This is a genomic window from Bacteroides clarus YIT 12056 (assembly GCF_900129655.1).
GTDB classification, from domain to species: Bacteria; Bacteroidota; Bacteroidia; order Bacteroidales; family Bacteroidaceae; genus Bacteroides; species Bacteroides clarus.
In genome coordinates, this window is record NZ_FQWK01000004.1 from 197,577 (window position 1) to 215,863 (window position 18,287).

Below are 18,287 nucleotides of genomic sequence, written 5' to 3' on the forward strand. Positions count from 1 at the left end.
GTGCCATACAAAGAATGTCGGTAGGGCATCTTTGTTGTAATTAATAAAGCAAATTAATAATGAATAGATTATGGATGTTAATAATGTAAAGTCGCAAATGCGTAAAGGCATGCTTGAATATTGCATCATGCTATTGCTCCATAAAGAACCGGCTTACGCTTCGGATATTATACAAAAACTGAAAGAAGCCCGGTTGATTGTGGTGGAAGGAACGCTGTATCCGTTACTTACCCGTTTGAAGAATGATGATTTATTGAGTTACGAATGGATAGAGTCCACGCAAGGGCCGCCACGCAAATACTATAAGCTGACAGAGAAAGGGGAGCTGTTTTTAGGTGAGCTGGAAGTATCTTGGCGGGAATTAAGTGATACGGTCAATCATATAGCGAATAATTAGCGGTTGGCAATTATACATATTAGATAATAAAGTAATAAATAAAAAACATATAACAATGAAAAAGACATTAACGGTAAACTTAGGCGGAACTGTTTTTCATATTGATGAAGACGCCTACCGTCTTTTGGATAATTATTTAAGTAATCTGAAGATACATTTCCGTAAGGAAGCCGGTGCAGACGAGATTATTGATGATATTGAGCGCCGTATTTCCGAGCTCTTTGCGGAGAAACTTACTGCGGGTTCGCAAGTGATTACCATTACTGATGTGGAAGAGGTTATTGCCCGTATGGGAAAACCGGAAGATATGGAAGCGGAAAATGATAGTGAGCCGTCGGTTGGCAATGCAACCCGTACTACGATACACCGCCGTCTTTACCGTAATCCGGATGATAAGTTACTGGGAGGTGTTATCAGCGGTATGGCTGCGTATTTGGGATGGGATGTGACTCTGCTCCGTCTGTTGTTGCTGGTTGTATTGATTTGTGGAGTAGGAACATTGATTCCGGTTTATATCGTTTGTTGGTTGGTTATTCCCGAAGCGCGTACAGCCGCCGAGAAACTGAGTATGCGCGGTGAAGCCGTTACGGTAGAAAATATAGGGAAGACCGTGACCGATGGTTTTGAAAAGGTTGCCAACGGTGTGAATGATTACATGAAATCCGATAAACCCCGTACTTTCTTGCAGAAGCTGGGTGATGCTTTGGTGATGGTGGCCGGTTGGTTTTTCAAAATCTGCCTGGTGATATTTGCCATTATTTGCAGCCCGCTATTGTTTGTGTTCGGAGTAGTATTTGTCGCGCTGCTTTTTGCGGCCGTAATGGTGGCTATTGGTGGCGGAGCTGCGCTTATCTCGATGTTCCCCACTTTTGATGTGATATTGCCTACTTCTCCGTTATCGGCTATTGTAATGTACATTGCGGGTATTTTGCTGGTGGGCATTCCATTGGTAAGTCTTGTTTGGGCAATATTCAGCCAGATATTTAAGTGGCAGCCGATGGCTTCCGGCTTGAAATGGACTTTGGTTATTCTTTGGATGGTGAGTGCAGCCGTCTTTGGTATCTGCTTCGCTATGCAGGGAGCAACCTTCCCGATATTGGGCATTCTGGTGTGATTAATAGAATAATATCCTATTGATGAATTGGTAAATAAGAAGTTAATAGAATATTTATAGCAAGTTAATATCATAAAGAAAGGAAGTTAACATCATCGTACCAACGATGTTAACTTCCTTTTTTCATATCCTTTTTTATCTGCTTTCTTTATTGTTTAGCCGGTTTCAGCCATTTATCCAGCCATTCAAAGAATGTACGCTGCCACAGAATACCGTTTTGCGGTTTCAGTACCCAATGGTTTTCATCGGGATAGATAAGCAATTCGGCAGGCACGCCGCGCATGACGGCTGCATCAAAAGCGGCCATAGCTTGGTTGGCGAGAATACGGAAATCCTTTTCACCGTGGATGCAGAGAATAGGAGTGTCCCATTTGTCTACAAAGAGGTGAGGGGAGTTGGCAAACGTACGTTGGGCTGTGGCATTGTTCTTTTCCCAGTATGCGCCGCCCATATCCCAGTTGGCAAACCATTTTTCTTCAGTTTCCAGGTATTGCATTTCCATATTGAAGATGCCGTCATGGGCGATAAATGCTTTGAAACGTTTGTCGTGATGTCCTGCAAGCCAGTAAACGGAGAAACCGCCGAAGCTGGCGCCTACACAACCCAAACGGTCTTTATCGACAAACGGCTCTTTCGCCATTTCATCAATGGCGGTGAAATAATCCTTCATGCACTGACCGCCGTAATCGCCGCTGATAGCCTCATTCCATTCTACGCCGAAGCCCGGAAGACCGCGACGGTTGGGAGCTACGATGATATAGTCGTTGGCCGCCATAATCTGGAAATTCCAACGATAGCTCCAGAACTGGCTGACAGGACTTTGAGGACCGCCTTCGCAGAAGAGCAGGGTAGGATACTTCTTGTTCGGGTCGAAGTGCGGCGGATAGATAATCCAAGTCAACATCTGCTTGCCGTCAGTGGTTTTCATCCAGCGTCCCTCTACTTTACCCATTTCCAGTTGGTCGTAGATTTGTTTGTTCTCGAAGGTGAGTTGCGTTACGGGATAAATCTCCTCTACCGGAGTATTGCTATCGGCATTGTTGTACGTATCGGTACCGAACATGCAGACAGGGAAAGGTTTGCTGTCCAACTGACCGATGGAGAAAATTTCGTCGCCCATGGACATGGAGTGGCGTTTGGCAATCATACTGTTACCGCATAAGGCCATCGAAGCATAGTCGTACATGCCGTTGGTCAGTTGGTATATATGTTTGTCATCTTCCAAACCGGTGTTGTAGATTTGGGTTCTGCCCTGCCATACACCCAGGAAGAAGATGCTTCGTGAGTCTTTATTCCACAAGAAAGCGTCTACATTGGATTGGAATCCTTGGCTGACGAAACGTTTCTCTCCGGTAGCACGGTCCATTACACACAGGCGGTTGAGGTCTGCCTCATAGCCGTCGCGCTCCATACTCTGCCATGCGATGTATTTGCCGTCCGGAGAATATTGCGGATTGGTGTCGTAGCCCGCCATTTCGGTTTGACCGTCGGAAGCTTTCGCATCCTGTTTGCAAAGGTTGACGAAGCCGCCTTTCTGTACATCGTATTCATAGATATCCGAGTCGGTAGAAATAGCATATGCCAGTCCCGTCTTCATACGGCAGGTGAAAGCCACTTTATCCGATGCGGGGCTCCACGCCAGTTGTTCGATACCGCCGAAAGGCTTCATCGGACTTTCATAGGGAAGTCCTTCAAGGATGTCTTTCACATTACTGATGCCATTGCCGTCGAATTCGGCAACGAAAGGATGCGGAGCGGTCGTTACCCATTCATCCCAATGTTTGTACATCAAATCGGTAACGATGATGCCGGTTGCCTTGGGCAAATCGGGATGCTTGTCGGCGGTGCTCTGCACGGTCTTTACTTGAGCGATGAAAAGTAATTTCTTACCATCGGGCGAGAAAGCAAATCCTTCGATATCTCCGTCATACTGAGTGAGTTGTTTGCGTTCCGTACCGTCCGGATTCATTTCCCATACTTGGCTGCTACCACTTTCATTGCACAGGAAAGCGATTTTCTTGCCGTCCTTAATCCAGGCAGGCTGGCTTTCCTGCCAATTGTCACGAGTAATTTGCTTGTTATTGCTGCCGTCGGCATTCATAACAAATAATTCATTATTGCTCTTATTCTCGGGCACGCTGTAATAAGCTACCGAATAAGCAATCTGTTTCTCGTCGGGCGATACGGCTACGCTGCCGATACGTCCCATTGCCCAAAGCGCTTCAGGCGTCATACGCTGACCTTCGATTTTTATATCCGATCTCTCGATAAGCGCTCCGTTTTGTCCTGCTTCTTTGGTTCCGCCGCAGGATGCCAACATCATTGCTGCCGACATAAATAATAGGTTTGATTGTTTCATATATGTTTGAAGATTTATTTTGGTAGCGAAGATAGGGAATTAATTTAAATTTTCTTCAGACTCCATTTTCCTTTCTTCATATAGAAGTAACAAAGCACTAAAATACCTACGGAATAAACTATTTCCGATGTCCATGCAAATGCCACGTCTAACTTCAGATAGGCCACAATGTATGTGATATAGCAGGTGTAAATTACCAGCGTTATCAGCTCCAAGGCCAAGGCGGTACGTGTGTTACCCGTTCCCGATACGGACTGAAAATATACATTGGCCGGTACGAGAAACAAGTAAGCGGAGCAAAGCACCCACAGCGAGGGGATAGCCGCCTCTTGCAATTCCGGCATATCCGTATACACGCCCAATATCAATTTGGGGAACAGGGCGAAGAATACGGCAAACGGCAATACGAAAGCGTACGCGATACGTATATGTTGCCGTATTGTTCCGGGTACGCAGCTGATGTTTCCCGCTCCGATAAGGTTGCTGACCAATGAGCCGCAGGTCGACGCGAATGCCATCATCACCATAAACATGATTCCCGATACGTTACGGATGATATTTGTGATGGCGAGCGAACGTTCTCCCAAATGTTCTACGTAGAGGAACAGCAGGAACCAAGTAGAGAGTGACAGGAAATTCTGTACCATTGTCCAAAAAGAAACGTTGAGCATACGCTTGAGTATGTTCCAACGGATGCCCGGTATCTTGTCCAGTCCATATTTGCGGATATCAATGCGGTTGCGGGTATAGATGATGAAGAATATCAATGAAACCAATTCCGCCAATGACGAGCCGATGGCCGCTCCGGCAATGCCGAGGACAGGGAAGCCGAACTTGCCGAATATCAGGATATAGTTGAAGACGACGTTGCTCAATACCATGACGATTGAGTTCAATGTCAGTGTCTTGGTTTGTGTCGTTCCCAGGAAAAACGCACGGAACATTACCGCCGTAAAGGAGAAGAAGAAACCGAAGACACGCCAGTTGAGATAACTCATTGCCGCATCATAAATATGCTCGGAAGAGACAAGCCGCTTCAATATCACCGGAGCAAAGCTATAACAAACGACAAACATAACCGCTGCCATTCCTAGTTGAAAATAGATGCCTTGATAGAACAAGTTGCCTATTTCTTTATATTGCTGCTCACCGTTACGCCGTGCAATCAGAATTTGCGCTCCGATACTGAAACCGAAGGCCACCATGAACATTACTATATAGAAGATACCCGCAATGGCAGATGCTCCTAATTCTATTTCGCCTACACGTCCCAGGAAGGCGGTGTCTGTCATACCGATCATCTGCTCCATGAGCAAACTGATTAGGATAGGGTAGGCTATAAGCCAAATTTCTTTGTAGGTGTACTTAGTTTGCATATTCGATAAATAAGTTTTTTTGATATACTTGAAAAAATCATTTGATATACTTGATAACCCTTTTTGATGTACTTGAAAAAGGAAAAGAAAGCCGGGCAATGCGAATTGTCCGGCTCCCTTCTGAAAAAATATCTTGAACGGAAGTTTTATTTCCTGTTCTGTTTTTCTTTCATCATCTGTTCTTGCTGCTTTTGCATGGCTTCAAGACGGGCGGCAAAGCCGGTTTTCTTCATTTTCTTCGGGTCTTTCTTCTTCGCTTCCAGTTGTGCAAGAAGAGCTTCCTCATTAGTCATCTTGCGCATGATAAGCGTAGTCACTACGCTGATAAGCGTAGAAATGAAGTAGTAATAGTTCAGTCCCGAAGGATAATCGTTCAATATGAACAGGAACATAACAGGCATCAGGTATGACATCCATTTCATAGCCGCCATTTGCGGATTGGCGCCGGTATCCTGCTGCTGCATCATAAACCTGGTGTTCAGAATATTTGTTACGGTCATCAACAAACAGAATAAACTGAGGTGACTGCCCAGGAACGGAATATGGAACGGGAAGTTGATGAATGCGTCGTATGTAGACAAGTCATCGGCCCACAAGAAACTTTGCTGGCGAAGCTCGATAGCACTCGGTACGAACATAAACAAGGCCATTAAGATGGGGAACTGAATCAGCATAGGCAAACATCCGCCCATCGGGCTGACACCGTACTGGCTATACAATCCCATTACTTCCTGCTGCTTCTTCATGGCATCTTCCTGCTTGGGATATTTCTTGCCGATTTCGTCGATTTTAGGTTTCAAGACGCGCATTTTAGCAGAAGAAATATACGTTTTCCAGGTTGCGGGGAATACCACTGCTTTTACGATCAGTGTCATCAGCAACAAAACGATACCCATGCTCAATCCCCAGCTGGATAACCAGTCGAAGATGTTGATGGTGAACCATTTGTTTATCCAGCGGATTAACGGCCAGCCCAAGTATACCAAGCGGTTGAGTTCCCACTTATCCTCACGTCCCTTATCGAGCGCAGTCAGTGTTTTGTAGTGGTTCGGACCGAAGTAGAAGAACAGTTGAGTAGGAGTTTTGCCCGTCGGATCGAAAGCCGTACTCATTTCAGCGGAATAATCCTTGATATATCCGCTGCCCTGCGCTTCCATTTTTGAGTTTAACTTGGTCTTTTCAAAGTCTGCATCGGCCAGGAATACAGAAGAGAAGAACTGATTCTTGAAAGCAATCCAGTCCAAACGTTCTGCGACTTCTTTTTCATCATTCTTACCGGCGGATAGATAGTCGGTTCCGTCTCCGGTAATTTTATAAGTCAGTTCCGACAAACGGTTTTCGTACGTATACCCCTTTTCTATCTGGCGTGCACGTTGCGACCACTCGATATCCACATAGTCGGTACTTGCCAGTTTGTTTGCCATGCCTGTTGCGTCAATCGTAAAGTCTACCAGATAGGTGTCATTATGCATGGCATAATTAAAGTCGATATAGCTGGCGCTATCTGCCGACAAACGCATGGTTACGGTACTGTCCGTACGGTTTACCACTGTAAAGTAGTAATCTTCCGTCTGTATCGTTTCCTTTTTGTTGTAGAAAAGGAAGTTCATGGAAGCGTCGTCGCCGCTGAATAAAGTAACAGGAGTCTTCTTGTCCTGTCCCATATACTCTTTCAACGTAGCTGATGAAATACGTCCGCCTTTAGTGGCTACCGTCAGTTCCGCCAGGTTGTTTTGTATTGTAACCTGTGAGTCGGTTCCTTGAAGCGCATTAAAGAATAGGGCGGTGGAATCTGCCGTTTGAGCTTCTTTGTCATTAGCCAGGGCGGCTTCCGCCTTTGCTTTCAGGTCAGCTTCGCGTTGTTGTACTTGGGCTATGGAGTCATAATAACGTTGCTGTGCGGCCAGCTGCTCCTTGCTCGGACGGCTTAGGAAACTGAATCCGACTAACAAAACGGCTATTAGGACAAGGCCTGTGATGGTATTTTTATCCATTTAGTCAAATATGAATTATCTATTATTAATTAGTAATGATTACTTCTTTTCATTTTCAATCGCAGCTTTCACAAAGGCTACGAACAACGGGTGCGGGTGTAATACTGTACTGCTGTATTCCGGGTGGAACTGGGTTCCCACAAACCACTTCAATGCAGGAATTTCCACGATTTCCACTAAATCGGATTCCGGATTGATACCTACGCATTTCATGCCTGCCGCCTCATATTCCGTTTTATAGGCGGAATTAAACTCGTAACGGTGGCGATGACGCTCCTGTATGTGCTCTGTTCCGTAGGCTTCGTATGCTTTGCTGCCTTCTTGCAATACGCACTCATAGGCGCCCAAGCGCATGGTACCTCCCATATTGGTAATGGATTTTTGTTCCTCCATGATGTCGATAACGTTGTGAGGCGTCTTTTCGTCCATTTCGCGTGAATTGGCGTCTGCGTATCCCAAGACATTGCGGGCGAATTCGATGGCGATGCACTGCATGCCCAAGCAAATACCGAATGTCGGAATATCGTGCGTACGCGCATATTTGATAGCTACAAATTTACCTGCGATGCCGCGTTCACCGAAGCCCGGTCCGATGAGAACACCCGACATGCCTTTTAATGCTTCCGCTACATTTTCGTCTGTCAGCTTTTCGCTGTTTACAAAATCTACGGATACCTTGCGGTCATTATATGTTCCGGCTTGTGAAAGGGCTTCGCGGATGGATTTGTAAGCATCCTGCAAGTCGTATTTACCCACCAGCGCAATGTGTACCGGTTCTGTTGTTTCTGCCTTATGACGACGTTCGAGGAAAGCGCGCCAGGGGCCCAGTCCCGGAGTGTCGCCCACAGGAAGTCCCATTTTTTTCAAGATGGTTTCATCCAATCCCTGAGCTTGCATCAAGATAGGCACTTCATAGATGGTCGGCGCATCAATGCTCTGTACAACGGCATTTTCGTCCACGTTACAGAAAAGGGCTACCTTCTTGCGTAAATTGGTGCTCAATTCGTGTTCCGTACGGAGCACAAGCACGTCGGGCTGAATTCCGGCGCTTTGCAATTCTTTTACGGAATGCTGGGTGGGTTTTGTTTTCAATTCACCGGCAGCGGCGAGGTAGGGCACATAAGTAAGGTGTACGCATAACGCGTCTTTACCCAGTTCCCATTTCAGCTGGCGGATACTTTCCAAATACGGAAGAGACTCGATGTCACCTACCGTACCGCCGATTTCAGTAATAACAAAATCGAACTTGTATTTGTTGCCCAACAGCTTTACGTTACGCTTGATTTCATCTGTGATATGAGGGATCACCTGAATGGTCTTTCCCAGATAATCGCCGCGACGCTCTTTGTCGATAACGCTCTTATAGATACGTCCGGTTGTAATGTTGTTAGCTTTGGTAGTCTGGATGCCCAGGAAGCGTTCATAGTGTCCCAAGTCAAGGTCAGCTTCGTGACCGTCTACCGTTACGTAGCATTCTCCGTGTTCATAAGGGTTCAGTGTGCCCGGGTCGATATTGATATACGGGTCGAACTTTTGAATCGTTACTTTATAACCTCTTGCTTGCAATAATTTACCGATGGATGACGAAATAATACCTTTACCTAATGAAGAGGCAACGCCACCGGTGACGAAAATATACTTTGTTTCTCCCACAGCTATACTGTTTTTAAATGTTTTCTCTAAAAATTAAAGCGCAAAATTATGAAAAAAAAGAGGAAGTACATAACAGTTTAGTGAAAACAATTATAAAAAGTGGAATATGTGCGCATAATAAGGTTCTGATAAACTTTCACTTCCTACCTTTTGTTATCTGAACATTTTGATTTAATTTTGCGTTCAAATATAGATTTTAAGAAAAAAGTATGAGGAATAGACGCGTTTTAATAGGATTGGTTGCCGCACTACTTTCATTTCCGGTGATAGCCCAGAATTCTGCAAAGAATATAAAGAAACAGGCTGTAACGGAGAATGCGGATACATTGTCGGGTATTTGGAGTCAAAACTGGATATTGAAGCTGAAACCTTACAATGATGGATATCGGTTGGATACGGTCTCTGTGTTGTATGAGAAGTATTTCGGGGTGCTGAATTATTTGAATGATCCGGCTACTCCCGAACGCTACATCGCGTACAATCCGAATTACTACCGCATGTTCGTTCCCACTACTTATTATTATGCTCCGATGGAACGTATGTCGCAGGTCAACTGGACTTTTCAGAAACCTGATACGGTACCTGCCCTGACAAAAGAGCTTTTGCCTTTCGATACATTGAGCTTCTTGTCGAAAGAGAATGCCAATAAGGTTGTGGATCGTGTGATGATGAGTACGTATATCAATCGTCCGGATTTAGTGGTAATGACTGAAAAGGAGATTAAAAAGAAGAAATTGTTCAAAGATAATATAGAAAAGGAAGTTTCTTCCAAACCTTCCGTAGCAAAGCTTTTTGCCCAAGAGAAAATGGTGGGAGTGAAGGAAGAGGCTGAAGTCGTGATACAGAAGCCTAACTGGTGGGTGACCGGCGGAAACGGTTCGTTGCAGATTACGCAAAACTATATTTCCGATAACTGGTACAAAGGTGGTGAAAGTACCAACGCTTTGCTTGCCAACTTGCAGTTGTTTGCCAATTACAATGATAAAGAGAAGGTTCAATGGGAGAATATGCTGGACGCTAAATTAGGTTTCAGCTCCGCGCCTTCCGATGAATTTCACGATTATTTGGTAAGTACCGACCAGCTTCGTATTTATAGTAAATTGGGTATTCAGGCTGCATCCAAATGGTACTATACCGTTTCTACGGAATTTAAAACGCAGTTCTGCCATGGTTATAAAGCAAACAGTGAGGAACTGGTTTCTGCATTCTTCGCTCCGGCGGATTGGTCATCCAGTATCGGTATGGATTATAAATTGAAAAAGAAAAAGTTCAACTTATCTGTTTTCATAGCTCCGTTGACTTATATGCTGCGCTATGTAGGCAATAAAGATGTGGATGAAGTGAAGTTTGGTTTGGATGAGGGCACATGCGTCAAGCACAATTTCGGTTCTCAAATACAGCCGACTTTGTCATGGACTATCATTCCTTCCATTGTTTTGGACTCACGGCTGGATTTCCAGACCAGTTATGAATGGACGCGTATCGAGTGGGAAAATACGGTTAATTTTGTGTTGAACCGTTATCTTTCCACCAAGCTCTATGTTCATGCCCGTTTTGATGATAGCGCCAAGCCGACCGAAGGAGACAGCTATTTCCAAGTAAAGGAATTGTTGAGTTTTGGTATCAATTACAAATGGTAACCATATATATTGTTAACGGCTGAAAAGAGCGCTCCGTTGGATGACAACGGAGCGCTCTTTTTCTTTTTCCGGTAGAAAAAATCAAGAAAAATCACTAAAATCAGGAAAAAGAACGTTTACGCACACAGAAAAAGTTATCTAATCCCTTGCAGTTCGCAAATAATGCGTAAATTTGCCGCGATTTGTAATGCACACTTTGCAAAATGGCGAATACTATAAAACATCAGGGTATTGTGGAAAACATAAACGGTTCTCATCTTCAAGTGAGAATTATTCAAACTTCGGCATGCGCTTCATGCAGTATCAAAGGACATTGCAGTTCCGCCGATACGAAAGAGAAGCTCATCGATGTTACAGACGATAACGTATCTTCCTATCAGCCGGGTGACCGTGTATGGGTTATCGGCGAATTATCGATGGGAGTGATGGCGGTTCTGTTAGCCTTTATACTACCTTTCCTTGTTTTAATCTTTTCCCTTTTTATCTTTATGGCTATATGGAATGACGAGTTGGGTTCGGCGCTTTGCTCGTTGGCTCTCCTTATACCTTATTATTATATATTGTGGCTGAACAAGTCGCGGTTGGGAAAGAAGTTCTCTTTCTCAATAAGCCCCATGAACTAACTAATACATAAAACAAATAATTAATAAACAACTAATTTATGAATGTAATTCTGATTGCAGTAATTTCATTGGGAGCGATAGCGCTGGTGTCAGCGGCTATTCTTTATGTAGCTTCCAAGAAATTTGCCGTGTATGAAGATCCGCGAATTGCACAGGTGGCCGAAGTGCTTCCCCAAGCAAATTGCGGTGGATGTGGTTACCCGGGTTGTAGCGGATTTGCCGATGCTTGCGTGAAGGCCGGTTCGCTTGAAGGTAAACTTTGTCCGGTGGGTGGACAACCCGTTATGACTAAGGTTGCTGAAATCCTGGGATTGGATGCTGCCGCCGCCGAACCGATGGTTGCAGTGGTTAGATGTAACGGAACATGCGCCAACCGTCCTCGCGTCAATCAATATGACGGCGCAAAGAGTTGTGCTATCGCATCTTCTCTTTACGGTGGTGAAACCGGTTGCAGCTTTGGCTGCTTGGGCTGTGGCGACTGTGTGGTTGCCTGTCAGTTCGATGCTATTCACATGAATCCCGAAACCGGACTTCCGGAGGTGGATGAAGCGAAATGTACTGCTTGTGGCGCATGCGCTAAGGCTTGTCCGAGAAGCATTATTGAGATCCGTCCGCAAGGTAAGAAATCCCGCCGGGTGTATGTACAATGTGTAAACAAGGATAAGGGTGCTGTGGCACGTAAGGCTTGTACCGTAGCTTGTATCGGTTGCGGCAAGTGTGTGAAAGTATGTCCGTTCGAAGCAATTACATTGGAAAATAATCTGGCCTACATCGACCCGAATAAGTGTAAATCTTGCCGTAAGTGCGAAGAAGTTTGTCCGCAGGGCACAATTATAGCACTGAACTTCCCGCCGCGTAAGCCAAAGGCAGAGGGGGAAACTCCGGTTGTGGCTCCTAAGGCTGCAGAAGCTACTACGAAGGTAGCGGAAGCTCCGAAGAAAACGGTGGAAAGCCCCAAAGCTCCTGAGGCTCCTGCAACAGAAGCGCCGAAAGCAGAGGCATAATATTAAAAGAAATTAAACGACTAAAAATACAGAATTGTATGTTGAAGACATTTTCAATTGGTGGAGTTCATCCACACGAAAATAAACTTTCAGCACATCAGCCTATCGTGAAGGCAGAGATTCCGGCAAAAGCCGTTATCTTATTGAGCCAGCATATCGGTGCTCCTGCAAAGCCTATCGTAGCTAAAGGTGATGTTGTGAAAGTAGGTACAAAGATTGCCGAACCCGGCGGCTTCGTATCGGCAGCCATCCATTCGTCTGTCAGCGGAAAGGTCGCTAAAATTGACACTATTGTCGATGCCAGCGGATACGCTAAACCGGCTATCTTCATTGATGTAGAGGGAGATGAGTGGGAAGAATCCATCGACCGTACCGATACGTTGGTAAAAGAGTGTAACCTCACAGCCGAGGAAATCGTGAAGAAGATTGCGGACGCCGGTATCGTAGGTTTGGGTGGCGCTTGTTTCCCGACACAAGTAAAATTGTGTCCGCCGCCTGCATTTAAGGCGGAATGTGTCATTATCAATGCCGTAGAGTGCGAACCGTATCTGACCGCCGACCATCAGTTAATGCTGGAGCATGCCGAAGAAATAATGGTAGGTGTTTCTATTTTGATGAAAGCCGTTAAAGTAAATAAGGCATTTATCGGTATCGAGAACAATAAACCCGATGCTATCCAGCTGATGACGAAAGTAGCCGCCGGTTATGCCGGTATTGAGGTTGTGCCTTTGAAAGTGCAATATCCGCAAGGTGGTGAAAAACAGTTGATTGATGCTGTTATCAGCCGTCAGGTTGCTGCCGGTGCATTGCCTATCTCTACGGGTGCTGTGGTGCAGAATGTAGGTACCGCATTTGCCGTATATCAGGCTGTGCAGAAGAATAAGCCGCTGTTTGAACGCGTTATTACCGTTACCGGTAAATCTTTGTCCAAACCCTCTAACTTCCTGGCACGTATCGGTACGCCGATGAAGCAGCTGATTGATGCTTGTGGTGGTTTGCCCGAAGATACGGGTAAGGTTATCGGCGGTGGACCGATGATGGGTAAAGCTCTGGTAAATACCGATGTGCCGACAGCTAAAGGCAGTTCCGGTATTCTGATTATGAACGATAAAGAGGCTAAGCGCGGTGAGGTACAACCGTGTATCCGTTGCGCCAAATGCGTAGGTGCTTGTCCGATGGGACTGGAACCCTACTTGCTTGCTACTGTATCGGCTCACGGAGACTTTGAGAGAGTAGAGAAAGAAGATATCATGTCATGTATCGAATGCGGCTCATGCCAGTTCACTTGTCCTTCCAACCGTCCGATGTTGGACTACATCCGTTTAGGTAAGGGAAAAGTAGGAGCGATGATACGTGCACGTCAAGTAAAAAAATGAAAGAATTAATTTAGTATAATCTTATGAATAAATTAATCGTATCCCTTTCGCCCCATGTTCACGGCGGTGACAGCGTAAAGAAGAATATGTACGGCGTGCTTATAGCATTGATTCCTGCATTTCTTGTATCGCTTTACTTTTTCGGACTGGGCGCACTGATTGTTACGGCTACTTCCGTAGCGGCCTGCTTGTTCTTTGAATGGGCTATCGGCAAATTCCTGATGAAGAAAGAAACCACAACTATCTGTGACGGCTCTGCCATTATCACCGGTGTGTTGCTGGCCTTCAACCTGCCTTCCAATCTTCCTATCTGGATTATCATTTTAGGCGCATTGTTTGCTATCGGCGTAGGCAAGATGTCTTTCGGTGGTCTGGGCTGTAATCCTTTTAATCCGGCATTGGCAGGACGTGTGTTCTTGCTGCTGTCATTCCCTGTGCAGATGACTACATGGCCTGCCGTGGGACAGTTGACCGCTTATACGGATGCCACTACGGCTGCTACACCGTTGGCTATTATGAAAGGTGTAATCAGCGGTGCTCCGGGAATGTCTTTAAGCGACCTTCCTGCATCTTTCGACCTGCTGATCGGTAATAACGGCGGTTGTTTGGGTGAAGTCAGCGCATTGGCTTTGTTGTTGGGATTGGCTTATATGTTGTGGAAGAAGATTATAACTTGGCATATTCCTGTTTCCATCTTGGTTACGGTATTTGTTTTTTCCGGTATCATGTATTGGACTAATCCGGAAATCTATGTGTCTCCGGTGATACAACTGCTGTCCGGTGGTTTGATGCTGGGTGCTATCTTCATGGCTACGGACTATGTCACTTCTCCGATGAGCCATAAGGGAATGTTGATTTACGGCGTATGTATCGGTTTGCTGACAGTCATCATCCGTCTGTTCGGTGCATATCCCGAAGGTATGTCGTTCGCTATTCTGATTATGAATGCGTTCACTCCGCTGATTAACACGTATGTTAAACCTAAACGCTTTGGGGAGGTAGCGAAGAAGAAATGAAAAAATTAGAATCATCCTTAAAGAATATGTTGCTGGTGCTTACGGGAGTTACTGCTATTTCCGTAGCCTTGCTGGCCTATGTCAACGAATTGACAAAAGAACCTATTGCGCAAGCCAATGCCAAGACCTTGAGCGATGCAGTCAGTGCAGTTGTTCCCGGTTTTGACAATGATCCGATTGCGGAAAAGAAAGCCCAAGAGGTTAACGGTGTTGAATACTCCGTATATCCCGCCACCAAAGAAGGTAAATTCATTGGCGCGGCTGTTGAAGCGGCAGCCATGGGCTTCGGCGGTGAACTGAAAGTACTGGTCGGTTTCGATGCTGAGGGCAAGATTATCGATTACTCCTTGCTGTCGCACGTAGAAACTCCGGGATTGGGTTCCAAGGCTGCCGATTGGTTTAAGAAAGGAAACAAGGGAGATATTACGGGTATGAATCCCGGTGAAGCTCCTCTGACTGTAAGTAAAGACGGTGGTAAAGTAGACGCTATTACAGCTTCAACCATTACTTCACGTGCGTTCCTGAACGCTGTAAATGTTGCATACGCTGCGTATGCGGGTCAAAACACAGCCGATGGAGCTACGGGAGCTACTCAAAAGAATGTGGAAGAAGCCGCTGATACCAATACGGCTACGGGAGCTACCATTAAAGTTGAACTCACTGATTCTGTCAGTGCTAAATAAGAAAGGAGTAGAGATATGAATAATTTTAAAGTATTGATGAACGGGATTGTTAAAGAGAATCCTACGTTTGTGCTCCTGCTTGGTATGTGTCCTACACTGGGTACTACTTCATCTGCCATCAACGGTATGGGTATGGGCTTGGCTACAATGTTTGTGCTTATCTGTTCCAATGTGGTAATTTCCGCTATTAAGAATTTAATCCCGGACATGGTACGCATTCCTTCTTTCATTGTTGTAATCGCATCGTTCGTAACATTGTTGCAGATGGTGATGCAGGCTTATGTTCCTGCGCTTTATGCAACGTTAGGCTTGTTTATTCCGTTGATTGTTGTAAACTGTATTGTATTAGGGCGCGCTGAAGCTTTTGCTGCCAAAAACGGTCCGGTGGCATCTCTTTTTGACGGTTTAGGCATGGGCTTAGGTTTTACCATTGCATTAACTTTGTTGGGCGCCGTTCGTGAATTTCTGGGCACGGGTAAGATCTTCAATCTTACGATTCTTCCCGAAGAATACGGAATGTTGGTATTTGTACTTGCTCCGGGTGCATTTATTGCGTTGGGATACCTCATTGCGTTGGTTAACAGCTTCAAGAAAGCGTAGTTTGTAATTCATAATTAGAATTGATATTATGGAATATATATTGATATTTATCTCGGCAATCTTTGTCAATAACATTGTGTTGTCGCAGTTCTTGGGTATTTGTCCGTTCCTGGGTGTGTCCAAGAAAGTGGAGACGGCGTTGGGTATGTCGGCAGCGGTGGCTTTCGTGCTTACCATTGCAACAATCGTAACGTTCCTCATTCAGAAGTATGTGCTCGATGCTTTCGATTTAGGGTATCTTCAAACCATCACCTTTATCCTTGTGATTGCCGCATTGGTGCAGATGGTGGAAATTATCCTGAAAAAAGTATCTCCTTCTTTATATCAGGCTTTAGGTGTGTTCTTGCCTTTGATTACGACGAACTGCTGTATTCTCGGTGTAGCTATTCTCGTTATCCAGAAAGATTACGATTTGCTGACCGGTGTGGTTTACGCATTCTCCACTGCCCTTGGCTTTGGTTTGGCGTTGACACTCTTTGCGGGTTTACGCGAACAGATGAGCTTGGTAAACATACCGAAAGGCATGCAGGGAACTCCGATAGCTTTGATTACCGCCGGTTTGCTGGCTATGGCATTTATGGGCTTCTCCGGTGTAGTTAAAATCTAAGATATACTTGGAAGTTAAGATAAGGCGAAAGAGCTGTTCTCTTTGTAAAAGAAGAGGATAGCTCTTTCGCTTTGTCTTTTATATGAGGAGTTATCGCGCACGGTCAGGGTGGAGTAATCTTTCGCTAATTTTTCTCCGCCATGTATATACTTTATGAATTTATTTCCTTACATTTGTGGCCTAGTGATAACCTAAAAGCTAAATTATCTATTTAATATGAAAGAGAAAATCTTGGTTACAGGCGGAACCGGCTATATCGGTTCTCATACTGTTGTAGAACTTCAAAACGCAGGCTATGAAGTTGTTATTATTGATAATCTGTCAAATTCCAGCGCAGATGTTGTAGACAATATCGAAAAAGTATCGGGTATCCGTCCCGTATTTGAGAAATTGGATTGCTTGGATTATGCCGGTCTTGACGCTGTGTTCGCTAAATATAAAGGTATCAAAGCAATTATTCATTTTGCAGCGAGCAAAGCTGTGGGAGAGTCTGTGGAAAAGCCGTTGCTGTATTACCGCAACAACTTGGTTTCTTTGATAAATCTGCTCGAACTGATGCCTAAACATGGAGTAGAGGGTATTGTATTCTCTTCTTCTTGTACTGTATATGGTCAGCCCGATCAACTTCCTGTCACGGAAGAAGCTCCTATAAAGAAGGCGGAATCCCCGTACGGAAATACGAAGCAAATCAACGAAGAGATTGTTCGTGATACAGTCGCTTCCGGCGCTCCTATCAATGCTATCTTGCTGCGTTATTTCAATCCGATAGGCGCTCATCCTACGGCATTGCTTGGTGAATTGCCTAACGGTGTGCCGCAGAACTTGATACCGTATCTTACTCAGACTGCTATCGGTATCCGTGAGAAGCTGAGTGTGTTCGGTGATGATTATGATACTCCTGACGGTTCTTGCATCCGCGATTTCATTAATGTGGTGGATTTGGCAAAGGCTCATGTCGTAGCTATCCGTCGTATTTTGGAGAAGAAACAGAAAGAGAAAGTTGAAGTATTCAATATCGGTACAGGACGCGGTCTTTCCGTATTGGAGCTGATTAACGCGTTTGAGAAGGCTACCGGCGTGAAGTTGAATTATCAGATTGTGGGCCGTCGTGCCGGAGATATTGAAAAAGTATGGGCTAATCCTGAACTGGCTAACAATGAATTAGGCTGGAAAGCGGAAGAGGGTATTGAAGATACTTTACGTTCCGCATGGAATTGGCAGTTGAAACTTCGTGAAAGAGGTATTCAATAAGAATAAACGGATTTGTGTTTTTTAACAGATAGAAAATAAACAAATGCTTCCCCGCATTTGTTTATTACATGCAAATCAGCCTGAAGCTGCTTATGTATATGTGAATATCCGTAATTAGTACATATGCCTCCCCGGCATAGACAGGTAAGATTGCATAGTAGTTTTGTCGTGTTTTATTTTGTGTTTGTGTTGTGAATAAGCCTTGTCGCGAGACAGGGCTTATTTTTTGTTTTTTTCATTAGTTTTGTCACATTTGTTACACTCGGGAGTTTTTCCTTGTTTTATCTTTGCAAGAAAAAAGATTATGGAACAGTTACACGCTCATGAAGTTCTTCACATGATGGAAGGCAACAGTTATACGGAATTGTCGTTAAAAGAAGCAATCGTTCGCAAGTTCGGTAAAGAACAGCGGTTCTATGCTTGTTCGGCTGATAATATGGACATCGATACTCTCATTGAATTTCTTAAAATGAAAGGTAAGTTTATGCCTGCCGGCAATGGATTTACGGTAGATGTTACCAAGGTCTGCAATCATTGATTATCTTGAATATTCTTCCCATACGGAATTGAATATATTTGTACTTGGCATAAGAA

General features: G+C 44.7%; 16 protein-coding genes. 12 read left to right on the top strand and 4 right to left on the bottom strand.

The annotated features are described in order from the left end of the window. Nucleotides 1-70: 70 nt before the first annotated feature. Complete coding sequence (locus tag BUB52_RS08205) at nt 71-397, top strand: PadR family transcriptional regulator (protein ID WP_009121048.1); 327 nt, start codon at nt 71-73, stop codon at nt 395-397. Between the two features lie 55 nt (nt 398-452). Next, the gene (locus BUB52_RS08210; protein ID WP_009121047.1) at nt 453-1,511 is read left to right on the top strand and encodes a PspC domain-containing protein; all 1,059 of its coding nucleotides are present in this window, start codon (nt 453-455) and stop codon (nt 1,509-1,511) included. A 148-nt stretch (nt 1,512-1,659) separates the two neighbouring features. Here the strand turns inward: BUB52_RS08210 and BUB52_RS08215 are convergent, their stop codons facing one another. The 4 genes from BUB52_RS08215 to BUB52_RS08230 form a co-directional block, all read right to left on the bottom strand. Continuing rightward, nucleotides 1,660-3,870 (bottom strand): dipeptidyl-peptidase Dpp5, encoded by a 2,211-nt coding sequence (locus BUB52_RS08215; protein ID WP_009121046.1) that lies wholly within the window; start codon nt 3,868-3,870, stop codon nt 1,660-1,662. Nucleotides 3,871-3,914: 44 nt separating this feature from the next. Continuing rightward, the gene (locus BUB52_RS08220) at nt 3,915-5,246 is read right to left on the bottom strand and encodes an MATE family efflux transporter (protein WP_009121045.1); all 1,332 of its coding nucleotides are present in this window, start codon (nt 5,244-5,246) and stop codon (nt 3,915-3,917) included. 146 nt (nt 5,247-5,392) lie between these two features. Then, nucleotides 5,393-7,240 carry a membrane protein insertase YidC gene (gene yidC / locus BUB52_RS08225; RefSeq protein WP_009121044.1) on the bottom strand — a complete coding sequence of 616 codons (1,848 nt, stop codon included), beginning with the start codon at nt 7,238-7,240 and terminating at the stop codon, nt 5,393-5,395. 39 nt (nt 7,241-7,279) lie between these two features. Further along, nucleotides 7,280-8,893 carry a CTP synthase gene (locus BUB52_RS08230; protein WP_009121043.1) on the bottom strand — a complete coding sequence of 538 codons (1,614 nt, stop codon included), beginning with the start codon at nt 8,891-8,893 and terminating at the stop codon, nt 7,280-7,282. A 209-nt stretch (nt 8,894-9,102) separates the two neighbouring features. Here BUB52_RS08230 and BUB52_RS08235 point away from each other — a divergent pair, with 209 nt between their 5' ends. The 10 genes from BUB52_RS08235 (at nt 9,103) to BUB52_RS08280 (ending at nt 18,231) form a co-directional block, all read left to right on the top strand. Beyond that, entirely contained in the window at nt 9,103-10,533 is a 1,431-nt protein-coding gene (locus BUB52_RS08235) for a DUF3078 domain-containing protein (protein WP_009121041.1), read from the top strand. 203 nt (nt 10,534-10,736) lie between these two features. After that, nucleotides 10,737-11,156 (top strand): SoxR reducing system RseC family protein, encoded by a 420-nt coding sequence (locus tag BUB52_RS08240; protein ID WP_009121040.1) that lies wholly within the window; start codon nt 10,737-10,739, stop codon nt 11,154-11,156. A 38-nt stretch (nt 11,157-11,194) separates the two neighbouring features. Further along, entirely contained in the window at nt 11,195-12,160 is a 966-nt protein-coding gene (locus tag BUB52_RS08245) for a Fe-S cluster domain-containing protein (RefSeq protein WP_009121039.1), read from the top strand. 38 nt (nt 12,161-12,198) lie between these two features. Next, the gene (gene rsxC, locus BUB52_RS08250; RefSeq protein WP_009121038.1) at nt 12,199-13,536 is read left to right on the top strand and encodes an electron transport complex subunit RsxC; all 1,338 of its coding nucleotides are present in this window, start codon (nt 12,199-12,201) and stop codon (nt 13,534-13,536) included. Nucleotides 13,537-13,559: 23 nt separating this feature from the next. Further along, nucleotides 13,560-14,552, top strand: coding sequence for an RnfABCDGE type electron transport complex subunit D (locus tag BUB52_RS08255; RefSeq protein ID WP_009121037.1), 993 nt, complete (start codon nt 13,560-13,562; stop codon nt 14,550-14,552). Continuing rightward, entirely contained in the window at nt 14,549-15,235 is a 687-nt protein-coding gene (locus BUB52_RS08260; RefSeq protein WP_009121036.1) for an RnfABCDGE type electron transport complex subunit G, read from the top strand. The genes BUB52_RS08255 and BUB52_RS08260 overlap by 4 nt, the downstream gene beginning before the upstream one ends. A gap of 15 nt (nt 15,236-15,250) precedes the next feature. Continuing rightward, nucleotides 15,251-15,835 (top strand): electron transport complex subunit RsxE, encoded by a 585-nt coding sequence (rsxE, locus tag BUB52_RS08265; protein ID WP_009121035.1) that lies wholly within the window; start codon nt 15,251-15,253, stop codon nt 15,833-15,835. 28 nt (nt 15,836-15,863) lie between these two features. Further along, complete coding sequence (rsxA, locus tag BUB52_RS08270; protein WP_009121034.1) at nt 15,864-16,442, top strand: electron transport complex subunit RsxA; 579 nt, start codon at nt 15,864-15,866, stop codon at nt 16,440-16,442. A gap of 216 nt (nt 16,443-16,658) precedes the next feature. Continuing rightward, nucleotides 16,659-17,693 carry a UDP-glucose 4-epimerase GalE gene (gene galE, locus BUB52_RS08275; RefSeq protein WP_009121033.1) on the top strand — a complete coding sequence of 345 codons (1,035 nt, stop codon included), beginning with the start codon at nt 16,659-16,661 and terminating at the stop codon, nt 17,691-17,693. 304 nt (nt 17,694-17,997) lie between these two features. Further along, the gene (locus tag BUB52_RS08280) at nt 17,998-18,231 is read left to right on the top strand and encodes a YecH family metal-binding protein (protein ID WP_009121032.1); all 234 of its coding nucleotides are present in this window, start codon (nt 17,998-18,000) and stop codon (nt 18,229-18,231) included. Nucleotides 18,232-18,287 lie beyond the last annotated feature (56 nt).